Here is a 20,799-nt window from a genome sequence, read left to right on the forward strand (position 1 = left end):
AAATATTAGCTGGTTTCCTCTGCTCCGCTACAGTTGGAGGACCACTAATCAAAAAGGCGGGTCAACTTCCCGCCCATTTCTCATTTGGTAACTAGCGGCTTCACGCCTCCGTGTGCAGATATTGTTTATAAGGCGTATAGTCAATCTGCTTGGACTCCAGATGGGCGATCAGCCATTTATGGTCCCGTTTTGGCGTGGCGACGATATAACCCTTTACAATCAGCTCGGTCGAGATCGTCTCTGCCTTTTCCTCCAGCGCCAGCTGTCCGATCTTGGCCGCGATGGTGCGTCTGGCTACGTCGCGAAACAGCTGCGGCACCGGTGACACCAACTCATTCAACAGCTCCAGTCCTTCATCCGTCCACCGAGAGCGGGTCTGATCGATATAGTAATCCTGCCAGTCAAGATCGGACTTGCCGTCTTGCTTGGGCATCGATTTCAAAAATTTGCGGAACATGAAAAAGCCGCCAATAAACATCAGACTGACCAGAACGATCGACCATCCCACAATAAAGAGGGAGAACCCCGTGGTCATTTGCATGCTCGTACACCTCGTTTACCAGGCAAAAATTGCGTATTACCCAAAGTGTAACGCATTTTGCCCGCGACAACAAACTTTTTGTGCCATTGCCCAAGTGCGGTGTTTGCTCTTCCCAAGCGCACCTAACATTGTGTATGATAGGTAGTAAACTTATGAAGGAGTTGACGCTTATGTTCAAGCTTGGACAACGCGTCGTCATCGTGGCCGACTCCTTTGAACAAGGTTTGCCCATTAGCGAATACGGTTACCTGATCGCTCGCGACCGTAATCCAGACAGTGCTTTTGCGTGGATTGTGCGAATCCCTAAAATAGATAAGCAATTCCCCGTTGTCGAGGAGGATATTGCGCTGGAACAACAAATCCTGGAAGAGGAGGCGGAGCGAGTATCTCGCGAGGCCTTGCTCGATTACGCACTAGCGACACGCAACGAAGCTCTATTTCGCCAACTGCTGGGGATGCAGGAAGCGGATGCGGCTAATGACGAACCGGTCAAGGAATCAATGGAAGAATTTATCCGCAAAGTAAACATGAAGGCCTGGATTTAAACGGGGACAAGGACCGTCGCACCCTAAAGAACATTTTACGGGAAATGAAAGTGAGGCTGTTTCATGTCTGATTTTGTGACATTTACAAATGAGTTTGGCCAAACGGTTCAGATGTCGCGCGAGGATTACCAGAAAAAGGTGATCCCTGCCAATCTGGATCGATACTGGGACGACAAGGACAAGTTGCGGAATTTCGCCATGGAATTGGCGAAGGAGCAGTTCAATGAAGAGGCGGCAAGTGCGGCAGACAGACTGCTGGAACTTTACGGCCCGATCGAGTCAGCCCTGATTTTTCGGGCTGTCGTACATATGCAAGCGAAGGAATTTGAGCGCGCCAAAACCATCCTGATCAATTGTCTCGACCGTTTTCCCGCCTCCGGTACGGCCTGTACCAATCTGGCGAAAATATACGGAGCAGAGGGAGACGAAGCCAAGGCTTTTGAAATGCTGGAGACGGGCCTGTTCAAGGATCCCAACCAGGAAAATGCCCTTAATCTGTACGCGCAGGCGTTTGTGAACAGCGGCAGAAAGGATGAACTGCGACGTCGATTGGAAACGCTCTCTTCCAAGGAAGGCGCATGGCGTCCCAAACTTCATCTGGCGCGGCTAGCGCTGACGGAAGAAAATCTGCTCAAAGCGATGCAGTGCTACCGGGAGGCAATCGAAGGAACCAACGACCGCTTCGAGGTGGTCATGACCGTCACTGGAGAGTTGGGACAAGCAGGGTATGTGTATCAATTGATCCAAATCTGCGAGGATTACTGGCAGCCTGATTTTCCCTATCCCTATGCCGGCTTCAACTACGCGAACGCCTTGCTCGCGACGGATCAGAAGGAAAAGGCCATCGCGATCCTGCGCCACATGCAGGACCATCTGGCAGACAACTACAAGCCGATGGTAGACCATTTCCTGGCCCGAATCCCTGGTGCGGCGGAAGTGGAAGCTGCCGCGGAACAAAAAGTGGCGCTTGAGCAAGCAGAAAATCCGGCACATAAAAAAAGCTGGTGGAAGTTTTGGAAATCATGATGAAAGATGTGGAATGAACAGAGGCTATCTCTTCGTCGGCGGACGATTGGGATAGCCTTTGTTTTTTTTGGGCGGTTGGGAATGAGTATCACTTGTATGATCCATAAAATGTTCATTGGAAAAAAAGAAAAAGAAGATGTATGATTAAAATAATTATTAGATAGTATTTATTTTAATATTGAGAGGAGCGTTCCCATGAAATATGCCGATTATCATCATCTCGACCATGTAAAGGAACAGCAAAAATCAAAGAAAACCCTCTGGATCACATTGCTGTTGACCCTGTTTTTTACCATCGTAGAGGTCGTGGGAGGAATTCTCTCCAACTCTCTTGCACTCCTGTCCGATTCGGCCCATATGATCTCTGATGTCATTGCGCTGGGCTTGAGCATGACAGCCATCTACATGGCAACACGAAAGCCGAACCAGAAGTACACGTTTGGCTTCCTGCGCTTTGAAATCATCGCTTCGTTCTTAAACGGGTTAGCCCTTGCCATTATTGCGATCGGTATCTTTATCGAGGGAATTAATCGGATGATCCATCCCCAAGACGTGAATCTGCAGCTCATGCTGCTCATTGCTTCAATCGGCTTGGTGGTCAACGTCGTGCTGACGGTCATTTTGAGCCGGAGCACCAAGGAAGAAGACAACCTGAATGTAAAAAGCGCACTTTGGCATTTCTTCGGAGATTTGCTCAGCTCCGTCGGCGTCATTACATCTGCAGTTTTGATCCACTTTACAGGCTATTACATCTTTGACCCGTTGATCAGCATGGTGATCGGGGGAATCATTTTTGTCGGAGGGGCCAAAATCATTCGCGAGTCGCTAGCTGTATTGATGGAATCCGTTCCCGAGAAGTTCGATCTGGATCAAATCCGGGAAGACATCGGACGTGTCGAAGGAGTAGAGGATGTTCACGAGCTGCATTTGTGGGCGGTGACTACAGACCATTACTCGCTGACTGCGCATGTTTTTGTTCGGGAAACGATTCAGCCGTTTTGTGTGATCATGGCAATCAACCATCTTCTGAAGACAAAGTACGGCATCGAACATTCGACGATTCAGATCGAGGATCCAGCTATTTTGGATCATGGAGAATACGGCAAAAAGTTTTTGCTCCAGCATGCGTGACAAACACGTCAGGACTTACGCAAAAAACGGTGCTGCTCGATCGCTTGCGAGCAGCACCGTTTTTTGATGCTATCTATTTAAACTGGCTGGTGAGCCGCCGTTCGAGAAACGCGACCCCTTGGTACATCAAGGTGGCGACGACTGCGATGATGGCGAGGCTCATCATGACCAGGGTAAAATTAAAGACTTGGAAGCCGTAGATGATCAGATATCCCAATCCCATCTGCGAGACGAGAAATTCTCCGACGATCACTCCGACCCAGGAGAGGCCGACATTCACTTTTAATGTGGCCAGTATGGTCGGAATCGTAGACGGGAGAATCACGGTGGTAAAGATTTGCCGCTTGTTGCCGCCCAGCGTCTGCACGACCTTGACGAAGTTCGGATTTACCTCGCGAAAGCTGGTGTAGATGTTGATGGTCGTGATAATGACGGAAATCGCTAATCCCATCGCGATGACGGAGGTCAGACCTGGACCGAATAAGACGATAAACACAGGTCCGAGCGCAACCTTGGGCATGCTGTTGGCGACGACGAGATAGGGCTCCAGCACGCGGGAGAGGAAGGGGGACCACCAGATGACAGAGGCGAGCAAGGTACCCAGCAGCGTTCCGAGTACAAAACCCACAATGGTCTCCCATACTGTCAGCCCGACGTGGGGGAGCAGACTGCCATCGAGCAGTTGCGTCCACAGCAGCGCGATGATTTTCGACGGATAGCTGAAGATCAGGGAATTGATGAGATTGGCGCGCGACAGCAATTCCCAAAGGCCGATAAAAGCCGCGAAGAGAAAGAGCTGGGTGACGAATACCCAGGTTCGAGTCCGTCCCTCCTTCTGGAGATACTGCTGATGGACGGCTTCAATTTCCTTTGCTTGCATCCGACACCACCTCCATCTCTTTCCATACCTGATGAAATACGTCCTGAAAGCCTTCCTGATTCCGTGCTTCAAACGGGAGGGCATTGCGAATAGCCGGCGGTATCGTCAATTCCATGCGCACCTGTCCCGGATTGCGGGATAAGATGGTCACCCGATCTCCGAGCGCGATCGACTCGGAGAGATCATGCGTCACCAGAAGAGCGGTTTTTTTATGGCGGCGCAAAGTAGTAAATACGAGGTCCTCCAGCTTCAGCTTGGTATGGTAATCGAGCGCGGAAAAAGGTTCATCCAGCAACAGCACATCCGGCTGGCAGGCGAGCGTCCGTACGAGAGCTACGCGCTGCCGCATGCCGCCGGACAATTGGGTCGGCGATGATTTGCGAACATCGATCAGCTCCATTTCTTCCAGCAGGTGCAACGCGTATTCTTCTGTCTCTTTGTTGCGGATTCCCTGTATCTCCAGACCGAGAAATACATTGTCCTCGATGCTTCTCCAGTTGAACAAGTAGTCTTGCTGAAGCATATAACCGACCTGCGAAGACGTCCCGCTGACGGGTTTGCCATCGATGAACAGCTCGCCGGATGTGGGCCGCTCCAGTCCGGCAATCAGGGACAGCAGGGTCGTTTTCCCGCAACCGCTGGGACCAACCAGACAAATGAACTCGCCTTCCTCCACGCGCAGGTTTATATCCTTGACCGCCATGAAAGCCCTGTGCGCGGATAGGTAGAGATGGGTCACGTGGCGAAGTTCAATTTTGGCCGGCGTAGAAGGAGTCTTGTTCATCATGGTCTACTTCCCTTCTTTAGCAGCTTTGGCAAACGTCGTATTCACCAGCTTGGTGTAATCGGCAGGTTCCTTCAGCTCTCCCGCTTCGTTCATAATGTCCTGAAGCTGTTTCCATTCTTCTTCATCCAGGATCGGGTCAGCAGCGTAGGAGCCTTGTTCCAGATAACGCTTCACAGCACTTTCCATGATCTCGGGTTTGATCCCCTCAAAGTACTTGGCAATGACTTCTGCTGTTTCTTTGGGAGAGTGGCTGGCAACCCACTGTTGCCCTTTGTATACGGCATTGGTAAACTTCTGGATAGCATCCTGATTTTTATCCAATGTACTTTGCTTTGTCATGTACACGGTATACGGGACCGTTCCGCTTTCTTTTCCGAACGAAGCGACGACATGGCCGATGCCTTCCTGTTCAAAGCGGGACGCTTCCGGTTCGAACAGTTGCACGTACTGGCCTGTGCCAGAAGCAAAAGAAGCGGCGATATTTTTGAACTCTATGTTTTGGATCAATTCAAGATCATTCTGTGGATGGATATTGTGTTTTTTGAGCACGTATTCCCCGACCATTTGCGGCATGCCGCCTTTTCGCTGCCCAAGGAAGACGCTGCCTTTCAGCTGATCGAAGGAGAAGGTACCTGTCTTTTCGCGGGCGACGAGGAAGGTGCCGTCTGTCTGTGTCAGCTGCGCAAAATTCACCACTCGATCCGCAGCTCCTTGCTGTGCGACATAAATGCTGGTTTCGGAACCGACGAGTGCCACATCGATGCCGTCAGAGAGGAGTGCAGACATGACTTTGTCTCCGCCAGGGATGGTGGATAATTCCACCTCCAGCCCTTCTTCTTGAAAAAAGCCCTTTTCCAATGCGACGTACTGGGGGGCGTAAAATAGAGAACGGGTTACTTCACCGATGCGGATTTTATCTGGAGCACTGGAACAGCCGCCCAAGATTGCCATGGCTCCCAGGCCTACTGCCATTCCCAGATAGAGAAGGCGTTTGATCATTAAATGTCCCTCCTTGCTAGGTTTGTCGTCTGAGGTAAGGTATGCGATTCGGGAAAAAAGGGTGAATGCCCAGATGAGCGGACAGACACCTAAATGCGTGATCAGGGCTCAAGGAGAAGACTTCCAATCAAAAAGGAGATGCACACTCACCGTGATTGTTACATTTTTGGGTACAGGTTCAGGAGCGCCGACCACCAAGCGCAATGTAAGTGGAATCGGGCTTCGGTTTTTACAAGCTGGGAAATGGTGGCTGTTCGATTGCGGGGAAGGGACCCAGCATCAATTGCTTCGCGCCCCGATGAAAATCAGCCAGCTGGAAAAAATCTTTATTACACATCTGCACGGGGACCATCTCTACGGCTTGATCGGACTTTTGGCCAGCCGTTCTTTGCGCAATGGCGAAGCATCTCCGTTGGATTTGTACGGTCCCCCGGGTCTGGATCGCTACTTTCGCGCCATCATGGAGACGAGCCCTGTCCATCTGCACTATCCCCTGCAGATCCATATCGTCAGCGAGGGAGTCGTATATGAGGATGAGGAGGTCGTTGTCACCTGCCGTCCCGCCCGGCACCGGGTCATGTCATTTGCTTACAGCGTGGAAGAAAAAGAGAAGCCGGGTGCCTTCCAGGTAGAAAAAGCGAGAGCGCTCGGGGTTCCGTCAGGTCCGATCTACGGGGCGTTGAAGCGGGGAGAACAGGTTGTTCTGCCAGATGGACGGGTCCTGGATGGACGTGATTTCGTCGGGGAGGCTCAGCCAGGCCGTAAGATCGTATTCAGCGGCGACACCGAGCCCTGCCAGGCGGTTCTACAGCTTGCGCAGGGAGCAGATTTGCTGGTGCATGAGGCGACCTATTCGCAGCAGGACAAGGATCTGGCGGTTCGCAGCGGCCATTCCACTGCTCAGGAAGCGGCTCAATTGGCACGGGATGCAGGGGTGAAAAGCCTTTGCCTGACTCACTTCAGCCCGCGTTATGAGGATGAGGAAGGGGAGTTCACGATGGAGGACCTGCTGGCCGAGGCGCAGGCGATTTTTCCGAATACGACATTGGCGGAGGATTTCTACAGTTTGCCGGTCAAACGTGAGCGAAAAACCATGGGAGGAAATGAAGAAGCCTGCTATAATGGATGATCATTACATACAGGAAGGGAAGGAAGCATGAAACGGATTGTTTTTGCGACCCCGGAGGAGTTGGTGGAGCACTGCCTGCGCGAAGAGGTAAGCCTGGTTGTCGAGTACAAGGATGAAGCGAACAAGCAACGGCAGATCGTCCTGGCATCGGAGCAGCTCTCCCAGGCACCGATCTATTTGCGCTATGAAAAAGCCGAGGCGTATTACCGCAAGGATGGCATCTTTTTTGAAGTGGTTGTTCAAGGGTAACTGGTAAGGGATAGATAGAGCGGAGAATAGGAGAGGAAAGGTGAAAGGCAGTGTCCGGTATACGGATTGGCAGGCCGATCGTGATTCGTTACGCCATGTTTGTGCTGGGGCTGTTTGTCTGCGCCTTCGGTTGCGTGCTGACGATTCAGGCGAATATGGGGGTTGCGCCCTGGGATACGTTTCACATTGGTTTGCAAAAAACATTTGGATTGACGATCGGGATTTGGTCTCAGATTGCGGGTGTCGCAGTCATCATGGCCTCTTACCTGCTCGCCAAGATCAAGCCCACTTTTGCCATGTTCCTGAACATGGTTTGTTTTGGCCTTTTTCTGGATTTGTTCATATGGTGGGGGATCGTGCCCAAGCCGGAAATGATGGTGGAGCGCACTGTCATGTTTCTGGTCGGGGTTCTGATCATGACAGTGGGGATAGGAATGTACCTCTCTCCAAAACTGGGGGCGGGGCCTCGTGACAGCTTTATGCTGGCGATGAATGAACGCCTTGGCTGGAGCATCCAGAGGGTTCGCCTGATCATTGAGATTACGGTCTTGATTGCAGGAGCGTCGCTGGGGGGGCCGGTATCGGTTGGTACCGTCTTGATTGCCTTGTTGACTGGCCCGTTGATACAGCGGACGATTCCCTTTTGGCAAATGGTGATGAAAAAACAATACGCGTTGCCGGAGCCAGTTGAGCGCCGAGCCAGTTGATTTTCCTCTACGGCAGTAGTGAGGTGTCCAAAAAAAGGGCACGCAGATAGGCGATCGTCCAATCAGGTTAGACGTTTCGCTCATACAGTATGACTAGTTGCCGATAAAAGGAGGGAAAGCAAATGAGTAGCATATTCAACGGTTCCGGATTCGACGATTTTGCTTTGATATTGGTGCTGTTCGTCCTGCTGACGATTGTAGGTTGTGCCTGCGACTAATCAGTGGATAGGATCCGGTCAAGAGAAAACGAGAAAAGGGAGAGCTTCGCGGCTCTCCCTTTTCTTGCTTATCCGAGGCGATCGTGCACTTGTTTTTTGACAGAAGAAATTTGCTTGTCGCTTAGCTTGATCCCGACTGCCTTGCTTACTTTTTTAATCAGCTCGCCCAGCTTTTTGTCGTTTTTCAGATCCTTTTTGGAATACCCTTTGGCAAGCGATTTAATATCGCTCATTTTTACTTTTTTCTTGCTCTTCTTGTTGATTTTTTTCAGCAGATCGCTGGCTTTTTCTTTTCCCATGCTGCTCTCTCCCCTCATTTCGAATAGCTGGTCTCCTATGCAGTTATATGGAAGTAATCTCCTCCTTGTCTGGACAAATGCCGCGGTAATGGGTGCCTATTTTGTCAGGCGTGTGTATCTGCCCAAGCCGAGTGATGCGGCAGGTACATAGGATGAGGCAGAAAGAAGCATGACAGGAGGCCACAGAGTTGAAGATACTCAGCTTTCATCGAGAGACGCCTTTTCATGAAATACTCCGGGATCTGCAAGGAAAAATTCGCACGAACAGGGAGCGCAAGCCGTGGCGCTGTTACGAGGATATGGCCTGCATGTGTGTGAGCAAACAGATGTATCGGCTGTTGCAAAAGCATGTTGAACGCTATCAGCCGACGGTCGAAGAAAACTTGACGGTCAGTGTGCATGCGGAAGAAGAGATTCCCTGGGGCGTGCAGTACGTAGGGGCGCAGCGGCGCTGGAAGAAGGGGATGGGAGCCGGAATCAAGATCGGTGTCATTGATACCGGGATTTCGGGCGAGCATTTCGAATTAAGGCATCGTTTAAAAGGCGGAGTAGATTTTGTCGGAGGCAAACGCAACGGGCACGGGACACATGTAGCCGGGATCATCGTCGCAGAGATGAACCAGCGGGGGATCGTCGGTGTTTCTCCCGAATCGCATATCTATGACATCCGCGCCTTTGATGAAGAGGGGAGATCTTCGCTTGCGACGATACTGCGTGCCATTCACTGGTCGATTGACAATCAGATGGACATTATCAATATGAGCTTTGGGATGCCGCAGTACAGCGAAGCTTTGGCCCGCGTCATCAAAAAGGCGAATGACAGGGGAATCGTAATGGTTGCCTCGGCCGGAAACAACGGTGGAGAAGTCGAGTATCCCGCCCGATACGATCAGGTGATTGGCGTGAGCGCGATCGATCAGAACGGCAAGCTGGCTTCCTTCAGTTCCCGCGGGAAAGGAGCAAATCGGAAGGCGCCAGGAGTCGATATATTGTCAACCTGGCCGGGAAATCAGTTCCGCAAGCTAAACGGCACCTCGATGGCAGCGCCGCATGTGACGGGACTGATGGCTCTGCAGATGGCCCGCCGAGTCCGCTCCTCCAAGGCCAAAGCAACCGTATAGAAAAAGGAGAAGACCCCAGGGAATGGCTGCCCAGGGGTCTTGCTTGTTGGCACATCGTCATTGATGGACTTTGGTATCGTGATCTTGCTGAACGCGGAACCATATATTAAGATCATTAATGAGACTGGCTAATTCATGAATTTCGCTGTTCAATTCACAAGAGCGGACGAAGTTTTCCTCTTCTGACATTTGCCGGGTCTTCTCGATGATGATCGCTTCCAGCTGGAGAATGCGGTCAGGGATGGTGGCACGAATCTCCTCCCAGGCCAGCAACATGTCCGCGCGCTCTTCGCTTGTGTACTCCTCCCACTCCAATGGGACCCACGGCAGCGAAATGCCGAGTCGTTCATCGTGTTTGAATGCGTAACGCAATAGTACGTTCACTCCTCTCCATTCTCATCATATCAAAAAAAGTGCCTGATTGGGGAGAGAAAAGAGCAGGAAAGGGTGGCTGCCCATGCTTGAGCGCCGCATCCTGATCGATGCAGACGCCTGTCCTCGCCAGGCCTTGGCGATTGCACAATCACTCAGTGAAGAGAAGAGCTGGCGATGCCTGACCTTCGCCAGCCTGAACCACCAGCTGCAAGGAGATAACCACATCGTGGTTGACGCAGGTCCGCAGGCTGTCGATATGAAACTGGCAAACGAAACACGGGCGGGAGACATCGTTGTCACGCAGGATATCGGTTTGGCAGCGCTGGTGATGGGGAAAAAAGCACTGCCGCTTACTCCGCACGGCTTGATTTTCGATCCCGAAAGGATTGCCTTTCACCTGGAAGAGCGCAACGAAAAAGCCCGTTTTCGGCGTGGAGGGGGCAGAACGCGCGGTCCTCACGCCCGGACCAGGGAAGACGATCAGCGATTCGCCGCTTCTTTGCGTGAACTGATGGATAGGGAGATCTCCTTATGACGCGGCATGCGGAAAAAGGCGCCCTCCTCGGTGCATTTGTTTTTTTGATCTTGTCCGTGTTGTTGGTTGGCTTACATATCAGCGGTCTGCTCATTTCGCTTGATCAGACTGCATTCGAATGGGTGTCTGCAATCAGAACGGATTGGTTGACAGCCTTTCTTGGAATGCTTACATTTTGGGGCGGGGGCATTGCTTTGGCTCTCGTCGGGCTGATTGTCATGCTGGTCTGCTTCTGTAAGGGACAGCGTGTCGAAGCGCTGGTGATCTTTCTCACTTTGCTATCGGCTTTTTTGCTGAATGAAGGAATGAAGGCGTATTTTGCCCGGCCGCGCCCGACGTTGTTTCACCTGGTAGAGTTGCCGGCCTCCTTTTCCTTCCCAAGCGGTCATGCGATGGTCGGAACCGCCTTTTACCTGTTGCTGGCAGTCGTTCTGCACAATGGGCTCAGGGACAAGAACTGGTCTTGGCTGATTCAGCCCGCAGCAATCCTGCTGGTCATCTTGATCGCATCGAGCCGGGTGTACCTGGGGGTTCATTATTTCAGCGATGTGATTTGCGGCTTTAGCCTGTCTATCATGGTTTACTTTTTTTCGCGGTTTGCCCTCGCGCAGTGGAGCGACAGGCATCGTGATCGTGAAGCGCCTGCCGTCCTCGAATCAGTACGAGAGGGGTAACCTTAAGGTCTGTAAAACTACGTCCGATAACCAAACTCTCTCATCAAGCCCAGCCATTTTTCTACGCTGGGCTTGTTCTTCTTGTCGCGGGGCAGCACGATATAGGCGGAGCGCTTGGGAGGCTTGTTTCCTGTGATGGCCAATTCCTTCAGCGTGCCTGCCGCCAGCTCGGCTTGAACGGTGGAGCGGGTCAACAGACTGACTCCCAATCCTTCCTTTACAAGATCGATCGCCAGCTCCGCTTTGTCTACATTGAGCCGCGGGACGTAGTTTCGCGGCAACGTTTGCCGGATCCATTCATTAAAGGGAGGACCCCAGCTCATGTAGAGGAGAGGAAGATGGCGAAGCTCGCTCGCATCTACTTGATTGGTAGCCGCGTATGTACTGTCGGAGGCGCATACCAGCACCACTTCGTCCTCCCATGTCGGGATGACATCGAAATTCGGCAGGGAAGGCGGGACGTAGACGATGCCGATCTGGATGACATTGTCCAGCAGGTACTGAATGACGTCCGAGGAGCGTCCGGTTTTGGTGCTTAGGGCAATCGACGGGTAGCGGTAGTGATACGCTTTCAATATAGGTTCAAGCGTCGAAGTCCAGATGGCATTCAGACTTCCGACGGACAAGTAGTCTTCATACGGCTGCAGCGAGGCAACTTCGTTCACGGCTTCATGTGAGAGCTGCAGGATGCGTTCGGCATACGGCAGAAGCGTCAAGCCGGCCTGCGTGATTTCCACGCTGCGCTTGTCGCGGATAAAGAGCGGCTTCCCCACCTTTTCCTCCAATTGTTTGATTCGCATGGTGACAGTCGATTGGACCAGGTGAAGCATCTCGGCTGCCTTGGTGAAGTTTTTCGTCTGGGCTAATGTATAAAATGCGCGCAATTGTTCAAAGTCCATCCTGGATGATCCCTCTTATCTAAATAATTGATAACCATATACAAAATTGTTCGTTTCCCAAAGTATACCTTGTTCTTTAAGCTGGGAGTATCCCTAAACTTTTTTCGGGAGAAGTGAGAGAGAGGCGTATTGGACATGAAGCGGGAAGTATGGAGGGAGACTCCGCTGGCAGTCAAGCTGCTGCTATCTACCTCCTTTATGATGAACTTGGGTTTTTATGCGTTGATCCCTTATCTCACCCTGCATTTGACCGGAAGCATAGGCTGGACCCTGGCCATGGCCGCTCTCGTCTTGAGCGTGAGGCAATTTTCCCAGCAGGGATTTGCCTTCCTCGGGGGAGCTATGGCGGATTTATTCGGGTATAAAGGAACGATGGTCATCGGAATGCTTGTCCGTGCCGTCGGCTTTGCCATGTTTGCGTACTGTACGGAAGCCTGGCATTTCTTTTTGGCAGCCATTTTGTCCGGACTTGGCGGTTCGCTGTTCGACCCGGCCGTTTCAGCAGCTTTTGCCGTTCATACGCCTGATTCGGTGCGCAAGGAAGTATTTGCGTTTCGCAACGTATTGGGAAATATCGGCGTCGTAGGCTCGCAGCTCGTCGGCACAGCTTTGTCCGTCGTAGATTTTACGTACCTGTCGCTATTTGCCGGAGGTATTTTCGCGCTGTGCGGGCTGCTGTTGTTCCTGCTTCTACCCCCGATTGCGGCGAAAAATACTCGTTACAGCGTCTGGGAGAGCATGTCGCATGTGTTGAAAGACAGGCAATTCGTCAGATTTACGATCATTCTTATGGGCTATTATTACTTAAATATGCAAATTTTCCTGACGATTCCCCGGTTTGTGGAGGACGTGACAGGCGATACCTTTTATGTAGGGGTCGTGTTATCGACCGTTTCGATCTCTGTCATCCTTTTGCAAATGCAAGTGACACGCTGGCTGGAGGGCTTTCAGCAGCGTTTGACTCTGATCGGGATCGGCGCTCTGGTGATGGGCGTCGGGTTGTTCATGCTGGCTTTTGCCGATTCGCTTTGGCTGATGCTGATCAATGTATTTCTGTACGCTTTGGGGACGATGATCTCTGTACCCAATATGGTAGAGATGGTGCCGCGCTTTGCCCCCAAAGAGATGGTGGGCGCTTACTACGGCTTTAATGGCTACTCGGTGGCCATTGGCGGTTCTGTAGGGCAAATCGTGGGAGGCTGGGTCTATGACATGGGCCATCGCCTGGCGATGCCATGGATGCCATGGATGATTTGTCTCATCGTCGGACTCATCGTAGCCTGGAAGCTGTACCAGATGGAGCGGGATGCAGGACGATTTGAAAAGGATGTAAAAATGGCAAATTTATGAAAACGCAGTTGCGGTGAAACATTTTCCTTGGGCCTATCGTATATAACGGTATAGGAATGGGCTAAAAGGAAAGTGAGGGACGATTTCATGGAAGATATGAAAAAACTAAAGCGGATGCTGCTAGTTACGAGTTCCCTGGGATTTGCTGTTTTTGCCATGGTTGTCATAACAGAAATTGTGAGCATCTCCTCTGTATAGGAGTTTATAGGTATCATCAAAAAAGCTTGTGCTTATTCCCTGGCCGTTGCGGCAGGGAGGCACAAGCTTTTTTATTTGCATCGTCACGAGCGGCGAAGTCCCAGTTTTTTTACACGGTATTGCAGGCTCTGGCGGCTGATCTGAAGTTCTTTGGCCGCGTGGGAGAGGTTGCCGTCATGCTTGTCGACGATGCGGCGGATATAGGAGGCTTCGTACTCCTCCATGACTTCCCTGAGCGATTTCTCCTGCTCCGGCATGGGATAGACCGGTTCGGCAGGTTGGACAATGCTGGCAGGAGTTCGCCTCAGCAAGGGAAGAGGCAGGTGCTCGAGTGTAATAAGCGTTTCTTCCCCCATCAGATTCATGGCGCCTTCGATCAAATGCTGCAGCTCGCGGATGTTCCCCGGCCAATCGTGCTGGTAGAAAAACTGCATCACCTCTGGACTTACTCCCGTTACATCCATTTGAAAGAGTGAATTGTACTTCCTTGTAAAATGATCCACCAAGGCCGGAATATCTTCCTTGCGCTCTCGCAATGGAGGAACCAGAAGGGTAACGACGCCGAGCCGATAGAAAAGATCCTTGCGCAGACGCTGATGGGCAATCGCCTCGACTGGATCTTCATTCATGGCAGCCACAATCCGCACATCGATCGCACGGTCCTTCGTATCTCCGATGCGACGGATTGTCTTCTCCTGCAACGCACGCAACAATTTAGCCTGCAGAGGCATACTAAGGGCATTGATTTCGTCGAGAAAAAGCGTCCCGCCCTCCGCTTGCTCAAAGAGTCCGGGGCGCTCTATGGCCCCAGTAAAGGCTCCACGCGCAGTACCGAACAGCAGCCCTTCGATCAGCGAATCAGGGAGGGCTGCACAATTTTGCGAAATAAACGGGCGTGCGGCACGTTGACTGGCATTGTGAATGCTCTGCACGAACAGTTCTTTTCCGGCTCCTGTCTCACCGACCACCAGAATGGAGGAGGAGGTGCGGGCTGCACGTCTCGCGTTTGCCACAACGTCTTGCAGTGAAGCGCTGTTTCCGATAATGTCGGCAAAGGTATATCCTGCTCCGGTCCTCTCCTGGATATTTTCACGGATGAGCCGTTCCATTTTCGTCACATCATTGGCGATTTCTACGGCACCGATCAACTCGCCATTTTCTACGAGCGGGAGAGTATGATTGATGGTTGTGATTTCCTTTCGTTTGCCGTTGTAGTAGGTCTGTCTGGTATTGCGGATCCCTTTTCCGGTCTGCAAGCAGGTCAGAAGAGTACTTTCTTGACCGGCGGGGAAGCGAAAAACCTCCGTAAGCGGCTTGTACAAGACGTCCTGCCGCTTCATTGCTTCCAGCTCGGTCATTTTCCGGTTGTAGAGAATCGTCATTCCGTTGGCATCAATGACATGGACGCCTTCGTTGATCTCATTCAAAATTTGCTCATAGATCCGCAACAGCGTGTCGGCAGCGGGTTGATTCACAGGGGTCGACACAGCCATTTCACCGCCTTTCCTTGTATCCTGATCATAGCATAAGCAAAATACATGCAAACAGATTTTGCTGCAAAAATATTCGGCATGAAAAACTGCAAAAAATTTTTGCTTCATCATCAGGAAGCATTGCTATTGCTGGTCGGGTGATTTGGCATCATTCTTGCTATTCTCTAACAATCAAGAAAGGTTTCAATTCTGGAAGGAGGCAGCACGAAATGAACAAGACGAAAACCGTCATCGAACAAACGGAGAAATATGGAGCCCATAACTACCATCCACTTCCGATCGTGATCAATCGCGCGGAGGGTGTGTGGGTGTACGATCCGGAGGGCAACAAATACCTGGACATGCTGAGTGCCTATTCTGCGCTGAACCAGGGGCATCGCCATCCGCGCATCATCCAGGCTTTGAAGGATCAGGCAGACAAGGTGACGCTTACTTCCCGCGCCTTTTACAACGATCAACTGGGCGAATTCTACGCGAAGCTGTCAGCCTTGACAGGCAAGGATATGATCCTGCCGATGAATACGGGAGCCGAAGCGGTGGAGACGGCGATCAAAGCGGTGCGCCGCTGGGCCTATGATGTGAAGAAGGTAGAGGCGGACAGAGCCGAGATCATTGTTTGTGAAGGAAATTTCCACGGCCGGACTGTGACTGTGACCTCCTTCTCCTCAGCGGAAGAATATCGCCGCGGATTTGGACCATTTACCCCGGGATTCAAGATCATCCCTTATGGAGATATAGAGGCGCTGAAAAAAGCCATCACTCCGAATACTGCTGCTTTCATGCTGGAGCCGATCCAGGGAGAAGCCGGTATCATCATCCCGCCGGATGGTTTTCTAAAAGAGGCGTATGAGGTGTGCAAATCACATAACGTGTTACTGGTAAGTGACGAGATCCAGACCGGATTTGGCCGTACCGGCAAGCTCTTCGCGAGCGACTGGGAGGGTGTCAAGCCAGATATGTACATCATGGGCAAAGCCCTGGGTGGCGGAGTGTTCCCGATCTCGGCTGTGGCTGCAGACCAAGAGATCCTCGGCGTTTTCGAACCAGGCTCCCACGGTTCGACATTTGGCGGCAATCCGTTGGGATGTGCAGTAGCTATCGCGGCTATGGATGTCCTGGAAGACGAGGGACTGGTTCAGCGATCACTGGAAATGGGCGAGTACTTCCTGAAAAAGCTGCAGGAAATCGAAAACCCTATGATCCAGGAAATCCGCGGACGCGGATTGTTCATTGGGCTTGAACTCAAAACGGCGGCTCGTCCGTATTGCGAGCGACTGAAAGAACTGGGACTGCTGTGCAAAGAAACACATGAAACGACGATTCGTTTTGCGCCGCCTTTGGTCATATCCAAGGAAGACCTGGATTGGTCCATCGAGCGGATCAAGCAAGTGCTGCACACTACACAAACAGCAAAGGCGTAATAAATATCTGGATAAGACTGCTTTAGGTGGAAATTTCCGCTTACAAGCAGTCTTTTTCACTTTTTCTTTCGACAAATATCGACTAATTGTGGATATCTTTGTCAACGATATGCACAGTGGCGTTGCCAGCTTTTATTGCAGTTGCTCACAGCTTGCCCACAAGATACCCACATGATGCCCACAAGTCCTGTGGATAGAGGAACGATTGTTCGATGTACAAGCATTTGATAAAATGGGCTCAACACAAGGATGGGGGTGAGCAAGGGTGAAATACATGAGCGATCAAATGTTGATAGAAGTGTATCATCGTGCTATCGACCTTCAATTGGACGCAGCTTTTATTGAACTGCTGAGCCTTGAATTAAAACATCGCAACATATCCATTACAAAAGCTAGTGCCTGATCACTGATCGTTCATAGAGAAGCCGTGCATTCGACGGCAAAAAGCCATCCACTTTTCATGCAAGTGATGGCTTTTTTTCTCGTTCGATTCAGGTTTTCAGTTTGCTGCAAAAAATTCAATGGCATATATTCCCTTGACGGGCTCTTCCTTGGCGAGCAGAGCTTCAGGCAAATAAAAATGGACAGGCCCATGCTCGCGAATCGGTTTGCCGCCGCTTGCAAATTGCAGGATCGCTCTTCTGGCCGTCTCAATGGGGAGGACGATCGGCTCTTCGTCATGACGATGCAGACGGACATGGGTCGCCTCTGGATGCGGCTGGGCGTTCGTGATAAACGGATCGAGCCGCATCCCGTAATCGCCTTCCAAGGCTTTTCGGGCTTCTACCAGACTGGTTGGTTTCTCAGATGGAGGGGTCGCGCCTTCCTGCAATTCTTTATCCCATTGGGAGCCTGTCCCTTTCAGATACGTAGCCTTTCCGTCGTCCGATCCATCTGCATCGCCGACGTACGTACTCAAATCGATTTTGCGGTCATCAAAAATCCAGACGGTAGGGTCCAGGGTAATGGGGTAGGAGACCGCCCCTTTGAATACAATCACTTCTGACATGAGGCATTCCTCCGACTCTTGGGTACTTGATCGTACCCATTGTAACGCAGGTGCCGAAGTACTGGCAAATGGGGAAGCTACTTGTAGAAGCAGCACAAAAAGGAGTATGCTTACTAGACAGAAAAATCAGAATGGAGTGGCGCAGATGAGGTTTGATTTTGATGCGGTAACCGATCGTACGGGAACCTGCAGCCTGAAATGGGAATCGAACATGCGGGGCTATAATGAGGAGGGAATGATCCCGCTTTGGGTCGCGGATATGGATTTTGCTTGCCCCCCGCAAATTACGGAAGCACTGGCAAGACGGGTGGCCCATCCGATCTATGGCTATTCCATCGAGCCGCAGGAATTTTACACTTCGCTAAAGGATTGGATTCGCCGCCGCTTCCAAGTCGAAGTAGAGGAGAGCTGGATGACCAGCATCCCAGGCATTATTCCTGCGATGCACGTAGCGCTTGAAGCCTACACCTCCCCGGGGGACAAGGTAATTGTACAAACTCCGGTCTATCACCCTTTTTTCTTGTCGGTCAAAAACCGGGGGCGTGAGGTAGTGGAGAACAAGTTATTGGAGGATGACGGGAATTACTTCATCGATTTTGCTGATTTGGAGCAAAAAGTACGAGATCCCCAGGTGAAGCTGTTGTTCCTCTGCAGTCCGCACAATCCGGTGGGACGCATCTGGAGTCGTGAAGAACTGCAGCGACTGGGAAGGTTGTGCGTTGATCACGATGTACTGGTGGTCGCGGACGAGATTCACGCAGATCTGGTCTATGAAAAAGGAAGCCATCTTCCTTACTACGCCTTGCCGGACGAGCTTTCCAAACAAAGCCTCTCGCTTCTTTCTGCAAGCAAGACATTTAACATCGCCGGATTGTTTACCTCGTATGCGCTGTCGTCCAACCCTGAGATTCTGCGAGCATTCCAGTCGGCCGCCACGCGCATGGGCCATGAGTTTGTCAATCTGTTCGGCGTGCAAGCCACCATCGCAGCCTATCAGCACGGCGAGGAATGGTTGGATCAATTGCTGGTATATTTGCGAGGAAACGCGCAGTTTATCCATCAGTTTTTGGCGGAAAGAGTGCCTCCAGTCTCCATGCGGGTGCCGGAAGCCAGCTATTTGGGCTGGATAGATTTTCGCAAGCTGGGCCTTCCGCAAGAAACACTGATGTGGTTGCTGCAAAAAGCGAAGCTCGGTTTGCACAACGGTGAAATCTTCGGAAGCGGCGGCACGGGATTTATTCGCATCAATTTTGCTTGCCCTCGCTCCTTTCTCGTCGAAGCGATGGAACGGCTCGAGAGGGCGATACAGTCTATGGGTTCAACCACTTTTAAACCAGCAAATAAAGAGTGAAAACTTGGTATCTTTTAGCTGGCTGCATTTCGACTCTCTTCTCCCCTTTTCAAATGGCCCAGAATCGCGTACTATGTATGATAAGGATGGAGGCAAACGGAGGGATAGGTTTTGACAGAATTAAAGGTAATCGATCTGGAACAAAAAGCGCTAGCTTTGCTTCAAGCAGACGCAGACAAAATCTTTAAACTGATCGACGTACAGATGGAAAACCTGACCATGCCGCAGTGCCCACTTTATGAGGAAGTACTGGATACGCAAATGTTCGGGCTCTCAAGAGAAGTAGAGTACGCGGTACGACTCGGTTTGATAGACGAAGAGATTGGCCGGGAGATCATGGGTTCTTTGGAGCGCAAACTGGCTGATCTTCATGAAATGTATAGGAACAAGTAAAAACGAGGGGAGCGTTATGCATCCTCGTTTTTCATGTTTGCACCGCGAGACCCGACCCGTTCCCTTGTGGAGCGGGTTTTTTTCTTTTCACATCCGAGAATCGACAAGAGGAGTGTAGGTATTGATGAAACAAACAGAGCAGTGGACAGGCAGGGTAGGCTTTATCCTGGCTGCAGCCGGGTCGGCGATTGGTCTCGGGGCCATCTGGAAGTTCCCTTTTGTAGCAGGAATGAGCGGAGGGGGAGCTTTTTTTCTCCTGTTTCTGCTGTTTACGATTGTGCTCGGCTTGCCGCTTTTATTGGCGGAATTTACGATTGGCCGCAGTACGCAGAAGGAAGCGATCTCCGCGTACAAAGCGATTGCGCCCGGGTCGCTTTGGCATTGGATTGGAAGGCTGGGGGTAGGGACCTCCTTTATCCTGCTCTCTTTCTACAGTGTAGTGGGAGGTTGGATTCTGATCTACCTGTACCAGGCTGTAAGCGGACAGTTAATGGGGCAGCAATATGATGCATTGTTTGGAGACGTGATCAGCAACCCTGCCAGTGCGGTAAGCGCGCAATTTTTGTTTATGCTGATCACGGCATGGGTTGTAGCGCGTGGCGTCCAAAACGGTATTGAATCAGCCAACAAGTACATGATGCCGGCCTTGTTTATTCTGTTTCTCGTCCTGATGGTCCGCTCCTTGACGCTGGATGGAGCGATGCAAGGAGTAAAGTTCTTCCTCTGGCCGGACTTTTCCAAGCTCGATGCGGAAGCGATTCTCTATGCGCTGGGACAATCTTTCTTTTCCTTGAGCGTCGGGGTGTCTGTGATGGTGACCTACAGCTCCTATCTGGCGAAAAATGAAAATCTGGTCCGCTCGGCCGGCTCCATCGTGGCTCTGAACCTTTTGGTCTCCTTGTTTGCGGGGCTGGCGATCTTTCCTGCCGTATTTTCTATTGGCGTGGAACCGACCGCGGGGCCTGGCCTGCTGTTTATCGTACTGCCTTCTGTCTTCGAGCAGATCCCCTTCGGCGGGGTATTCCTGCTCATTTTCCTGGCATTATTCCTGTTTGCTACCTTAACCTCAGCGTTTTCTCTCTTGGAGATCATTGTCGCTTCACTGTCCAAAGGGAATGAGGAAAAGCGAAAAAGATTGTCTTGGGTGATCGGCTTGCTGATTTTCGCAGCAGGTACACCGTCGGCACTCTCCTTTGGTCCCTTGGCTGATCTGCAGATTTTCGGAAAGTCCATTTTTGATGCGGCAGATTATCTCGTGAGCAATATTCTCCTTCCCCTGGGCGCACTGCTGATCGCTGTTTTCGTTCCCTTGAAGCTCAAGCGGGAGGTGCTGCAAAGCGAACTGCAAGTCAGCTCTACTTGGGGCCGCAGGCTGTTTCTGCTTTGGCTGTTCCTGCTTCGCTTCGCAGCGCCGATCGCTATCATCGTCGTCTTTGTGCATATGCTGGGGGTATTTTAGTCGATTCCGG

25 protein-coding genes are annotated in these 20,799 nt (G+C 51.4%); 16 read left to right on the top strand and 9 right to left on the bottom strand.

The annotated features are described in order from the left end of the window. Positions 1–100 precede the first annotated feature (100 nt). A complete protein-coding gene (locus EDM58_RS18750) occupies positions 101–535 on the bottom strand; it encodes a DUF2621 domain-containing protein (protein ID WP_122914794.1) in 435 nt (144 codons plus the stop codon). Positions 536–711: 176 nt separating this feature from the next. Here EDM58_RS18750 and EDM58_RS18755 point away from each other — a divergent pair, with 176 nt between their 5' ends. From EDM58_RS18755 to EDM58_RS18765, 3 genes are all read left to right on the top strand, one after another. Then, the gene (locus tag EDM58_RS18755; RefSeq protein ID WP_122914679.1) at positions 712–1,086 is read left to right on the top strand and encodes an ATPase; all 375 of its coding nucleotides are present in this window, start codon (positions 712–714) and stop codon (positions 1,084–1,086) included. A 63-nt stretch (positions 1,087–1,149) separates the two neighbouring features. Then, complete coding sequence (locus EDM58_RS18760; protein ID WP_122914680.1) at positions 1,150–2,112, top strand: tetratricopeptide repeat protein; 963 nt, start codon at positions 1,150–1,152, stop codon at positions 2,110–2,112. Between the two features lie 195 nt (positions 2,113–2,307). Then, entirely contained in the window at positions 2,308–3,243 is a 936-nt protein-coding gene (locus EDM58_RS18765; protein WP_122914681.1) for a cation diffusion facilitator family transporter, read from the top strand. 73 nt (positions 3,244–3,316) lie between these two features. On the opposite strand, the gene EDM58_RS18770 is transcribed toward EDM58_RS18765, so the two are convergent. Genes EDM58_RS18770 through EDM58_RS18780 form a run of 3 tightly spaced genes read right to left on the bottom strand, consistent with a single transcriptional unit; the run spans position 3,317 to position 5,906 of the window. Further along, on the bottom strand, positions 3,317–4,123 hold the full coding sequence (locus EDM58_RS18770) for an ABC transporter permease (protein WP_122914682.1): 807 nt from the start codon (positions 4,121–4,123) through the stop codon (positions 3,317–3,319). Further along, entirely contained in the window at positions 4,104–4,907 is an 804-nt protein-coding gene (locus EDM58_RS18775; protein WP_122914795.1) for an ABC transporter ATP-binding protein, read from the bottom strand. Before EDM58_RS18775 ends, EDM58_RS18770 begins: the two co-directional genes overlap by 20 nt. A gap of 6 nt (positions 4,908–4,913) precedes the next feature. Further along, positions 4,914–5,906, bottom strand: a complete 993-nt coding sequence (locus EDM58_RS18780; protein ID WP_122914796.1) for an ABC transporter substrate-binding protein — start codon at positions 5,904–5,906, stop codon at positions 4,914–4,916. Positions 5,907–6,060: 154 nt separating this feature from the next. Here EDM58_RS18780 and rnz point away from each other — a divergent pair, with 154 nt between their 5' ends. From rnz to EDM58_RS18800, 4 genes are all read left to right on the top strand, one after another. After that, positions 6,061–7,038, top strand: coding sequence for a ribonuclease Z (gene rnz / locus EDM58_RS18785; protein WP_122914683.1), 978 nt, complete (start codon positions 6,061–6,063; stop codon positions 7,036–7,038). A 27-nt stretch (positions 7,039–7,065) separates the two neighbouring features. Continuing rightward, on the top strand, positions 7,066–7,287 hold the full coding sequence (locus tag EDM58_RS18790; protein ID WP_122914684.1) for a hypothetical protein: 222 nt from the start codon (positions 7,066–7,068) through the stop codon (positions 7,285–7,287). 95 nt (positions 7,288–7,382) lie between these two features. Then, complete coding sequence (locus EDM58_RS18795) at positions 7,383–7,994, top strand: YczE/YyaS/YitT family protein (RefSeq protein WP_183187563.1); 612 nt, start codon at positions 7,383–7,385, stop codon at positions 7,992–7,994. A gap of 122 nt (positions 7,995–8,116) precedes the next feature. Next, entirely contained in the window at positions 8,117–8,212 is a 96-nt protein-coding gene (locus EDM58_RS18800) for a YjcZ family sporulation protein (RefSeq protein WP_023554639.1), read from the top strand. 68 nt (positions 8,213–8,280) lie between these two features. On the opposite strand, the gene EDM58_RS18805 is transcribed toward EDM58_RS18800, so the two are convergent. Continuing rightward, positions 8,281–8,511 (bottom strand): stage VI sporulation protein F, encoded by a 231-nt coding sequence (locus EDM58_RS18805; RefSeq protein WP_122914685.1) that lies wholly within the window; start codon positions 8,509–8,511, stop codon positions 8,281–8,283. Positions 8,512–8,699: 188 nt separating this feature from the next. On the opposite strand from EDM58_RS18805, the gene EDM58_RS18810 reads away from it, so the two are divergent. Continuing rightward, positions 8,700–9,632 carry a S8 family peptidase gene (locus EDM58_RS18810; protein ID WP_122914686.1) on the top strand — a complete coding sequence of 311 codons (933 nt, stop codon included), beginning with the start codon at positions 8,700–8,702 and terminating at the stop codon, positions 9,630–9,632. Between the two features lie 57 nt (positions 9,633–9,689). Here EDM58_RS18810 and EDM58_RS18815 read toward each other — a convergent pair whose 3' ends face one another. Continuing rightward, a complete protein-coding gene (locus tag EDM58_RS18815; RefSeq protein WP_122914687.1) occupies positions 9,690–10,016 on the bottom strand; it encodes a hypothetical protein in 327 nt (108 codons plus the stop codon). A gap of 73 nt (positions 10,017–10,089) precedes the next feature. Here EDM58_RS18815 and EDM58_RS18820 point away from each other — a divergent pair, with 73 nt between their 5' ends. Then, positions 10,090–10,542, top strand: a complete 453-nt coding sequence (locus tag EDM58_RS18820; protein WP_122914688.1) for a DUF188 domain-containing protein — start codon at positions 10,090–10,092, stop codon at positions 10,540–10,542. Beyond that, the gene (locus EDM58_RS18825) at positions 10,539–11,216 is read left to right on the top strand and encodes a phosphatase PAP2 family protein (RefSeq protein ID WP_122914689.1); all 678 of its coding nucleotides are present in this window, start codon (positions 10,539–10,541) and stop codon (positions 11,214–11,216) included. Before EDM58_RS18820 ends, EDM58_RS18825 begins: the two co-directional genes overlap by 4 nt. Before the next feature lie 17 nt (positions 11,217–11,233). On the opposite strand, the gene EDM58_RS18830 is transcribed toward EDM58_RS18825, so the two are convergent. Beyond that, on the bottom strand, positions 11,234–12,115 hold the full coding sequence (locus EDM58_RS18830; RefSeq protein ID WP_023554633.1) for a LysR family transcriptional regulator: 882 nt from the start codon (positions 12,113–12,115) through the stop codon (positions 11,234–11,236). Between the two features lie 135 nt (positions 12,116–12,250). Here EDM58_RS18830 and EDM58_RS18835 point away from each other — a divergent pair, with 135 nt between their 5' ends. Further along, entirely contained in the window at positions 12,251–13,465 is a 1,215-nt protein-coding gene (locus EDM58_RS18835; RefSeq protein WP_183187559.1) for an MFS transporter, read from the top strand. A gap of 281 nt (positions 13,466–13,746) precedes the next feature. Here EDM58_RS18835 and EDM58_RS18840 read toward each other — a convergent pair whose 3' ends face one another. Further along, a complete protein-coding gene (locus EDM58_RS18840) occupies positions 13,747–15,156 on the bottom strand; it encodes a sigma-54 interaction domain-containing protein (protein ID WP_122914798.1) in 1,410 nt (469 codons plus the stop codon). Between the two features lie 209 nt (positions 15,157–15,365). Here EDM58_RS18840 and EDM58_RS18845 point away from each other — a divergent pair, with 209 nt between their 5' ends. After that, entirely contained in the window at positions 15,366–16,577 is a 1,212-nt protein-coding gene (locus EDM58_RS18845; protein WP_122914691.1) for an ornithine--oxo-acid transaminase, read from the top strand. A gap of 265 nt (positions 16,578–16,842) precedes the next feature. Further along, positions 16,843–16,980 (top strand): sporulation histidine kinase inhibitor Sda, encoded by a 138-nt coding sequence (sda, locus tag EDM58_RS18850; RefSeq protein ID WP_023554628.1) that lies wholly within the window; start codon positions 16,843–16,845, stop codon positions 16,978–16,980. A 96-nt stretch (positions 16,981–17,076) separates the two neighbouring features. Here the strand turns inward: sda and EDM58_RS18855 are convergent, their stop codons facing one another. Then, on the bottom strand, positions 17,077–17,586 hold the full coding sequence (locus EDM58_RS18855) for a molybdopterin-binding protein (protein ID WP_122914692.1): 510 nt from the start codon (positions 17,584–17,586) through the stop codon (positions 17,077–17,079). Between the two features lie 145 nt (positions 17,587–17,731). On the opposite strand from EDM58_RS18855, the gene EDM58_RS18860 reads away from it, so the two are divergent. The 3 genes from EDM58_RS18860 to EDM58_RS18870 all read left to right on the top strand — a co-directional run bounded on the left by EDM58_RS18860 (position 17,732) and on the right by EDM58_RS18870 (position 20,789). Continuing rightward, positions 17,732–18,937 carry a MalY/PatB family protein gene (locus EDM58_RS18860; RefSeq protein WP_122914693.1) on the top strand — a complete coding sequence of 402 codons (1,206 nt, stop codon included), beginning with the start codon at positions 17,732–17,734 and terminating at the stop codon, positions 18,935–18,937. A 111-nt stretch (positions 18,938–19,048) separates the two neighbouring features. After that, positions 19,049–19,330: an Fpa/YlaN family protein gene (locus EDM58_RS18865; RefSeq protein WP_023554625.1), complete on the top strand. Its 282-nt coding sequence runs from the start codon at positions 19,049–19,051 to the stop codon at positions 19,328–19,330. A 124-nt stretch (positions 19,331–19,454) separates the two neighbouring features. Beyond that, on the top strand, positions 19,455–20,789 hold the full coding sequence (locus tag EDM58_RS18870) for a sodium-dependent transporter (protein WP_122914694.1): 1,335 nt from the start codon (positions 19,455–19,457) through the stop codon (positions 20,787–20,789). Positions 20,790–20,799 lie beyond the last annotated feature (10 nt).

This window comes from Brevibacillus panacihumi, from assembly GCF_003710985.1.
In the GTDB taxonomy this organism is placed as follows: Bacteria; Bacillota; Bacilli; order Brevibacillales; family Brevibacillaceae; genus Brevibacillus; species Brevibacillus panacihumi.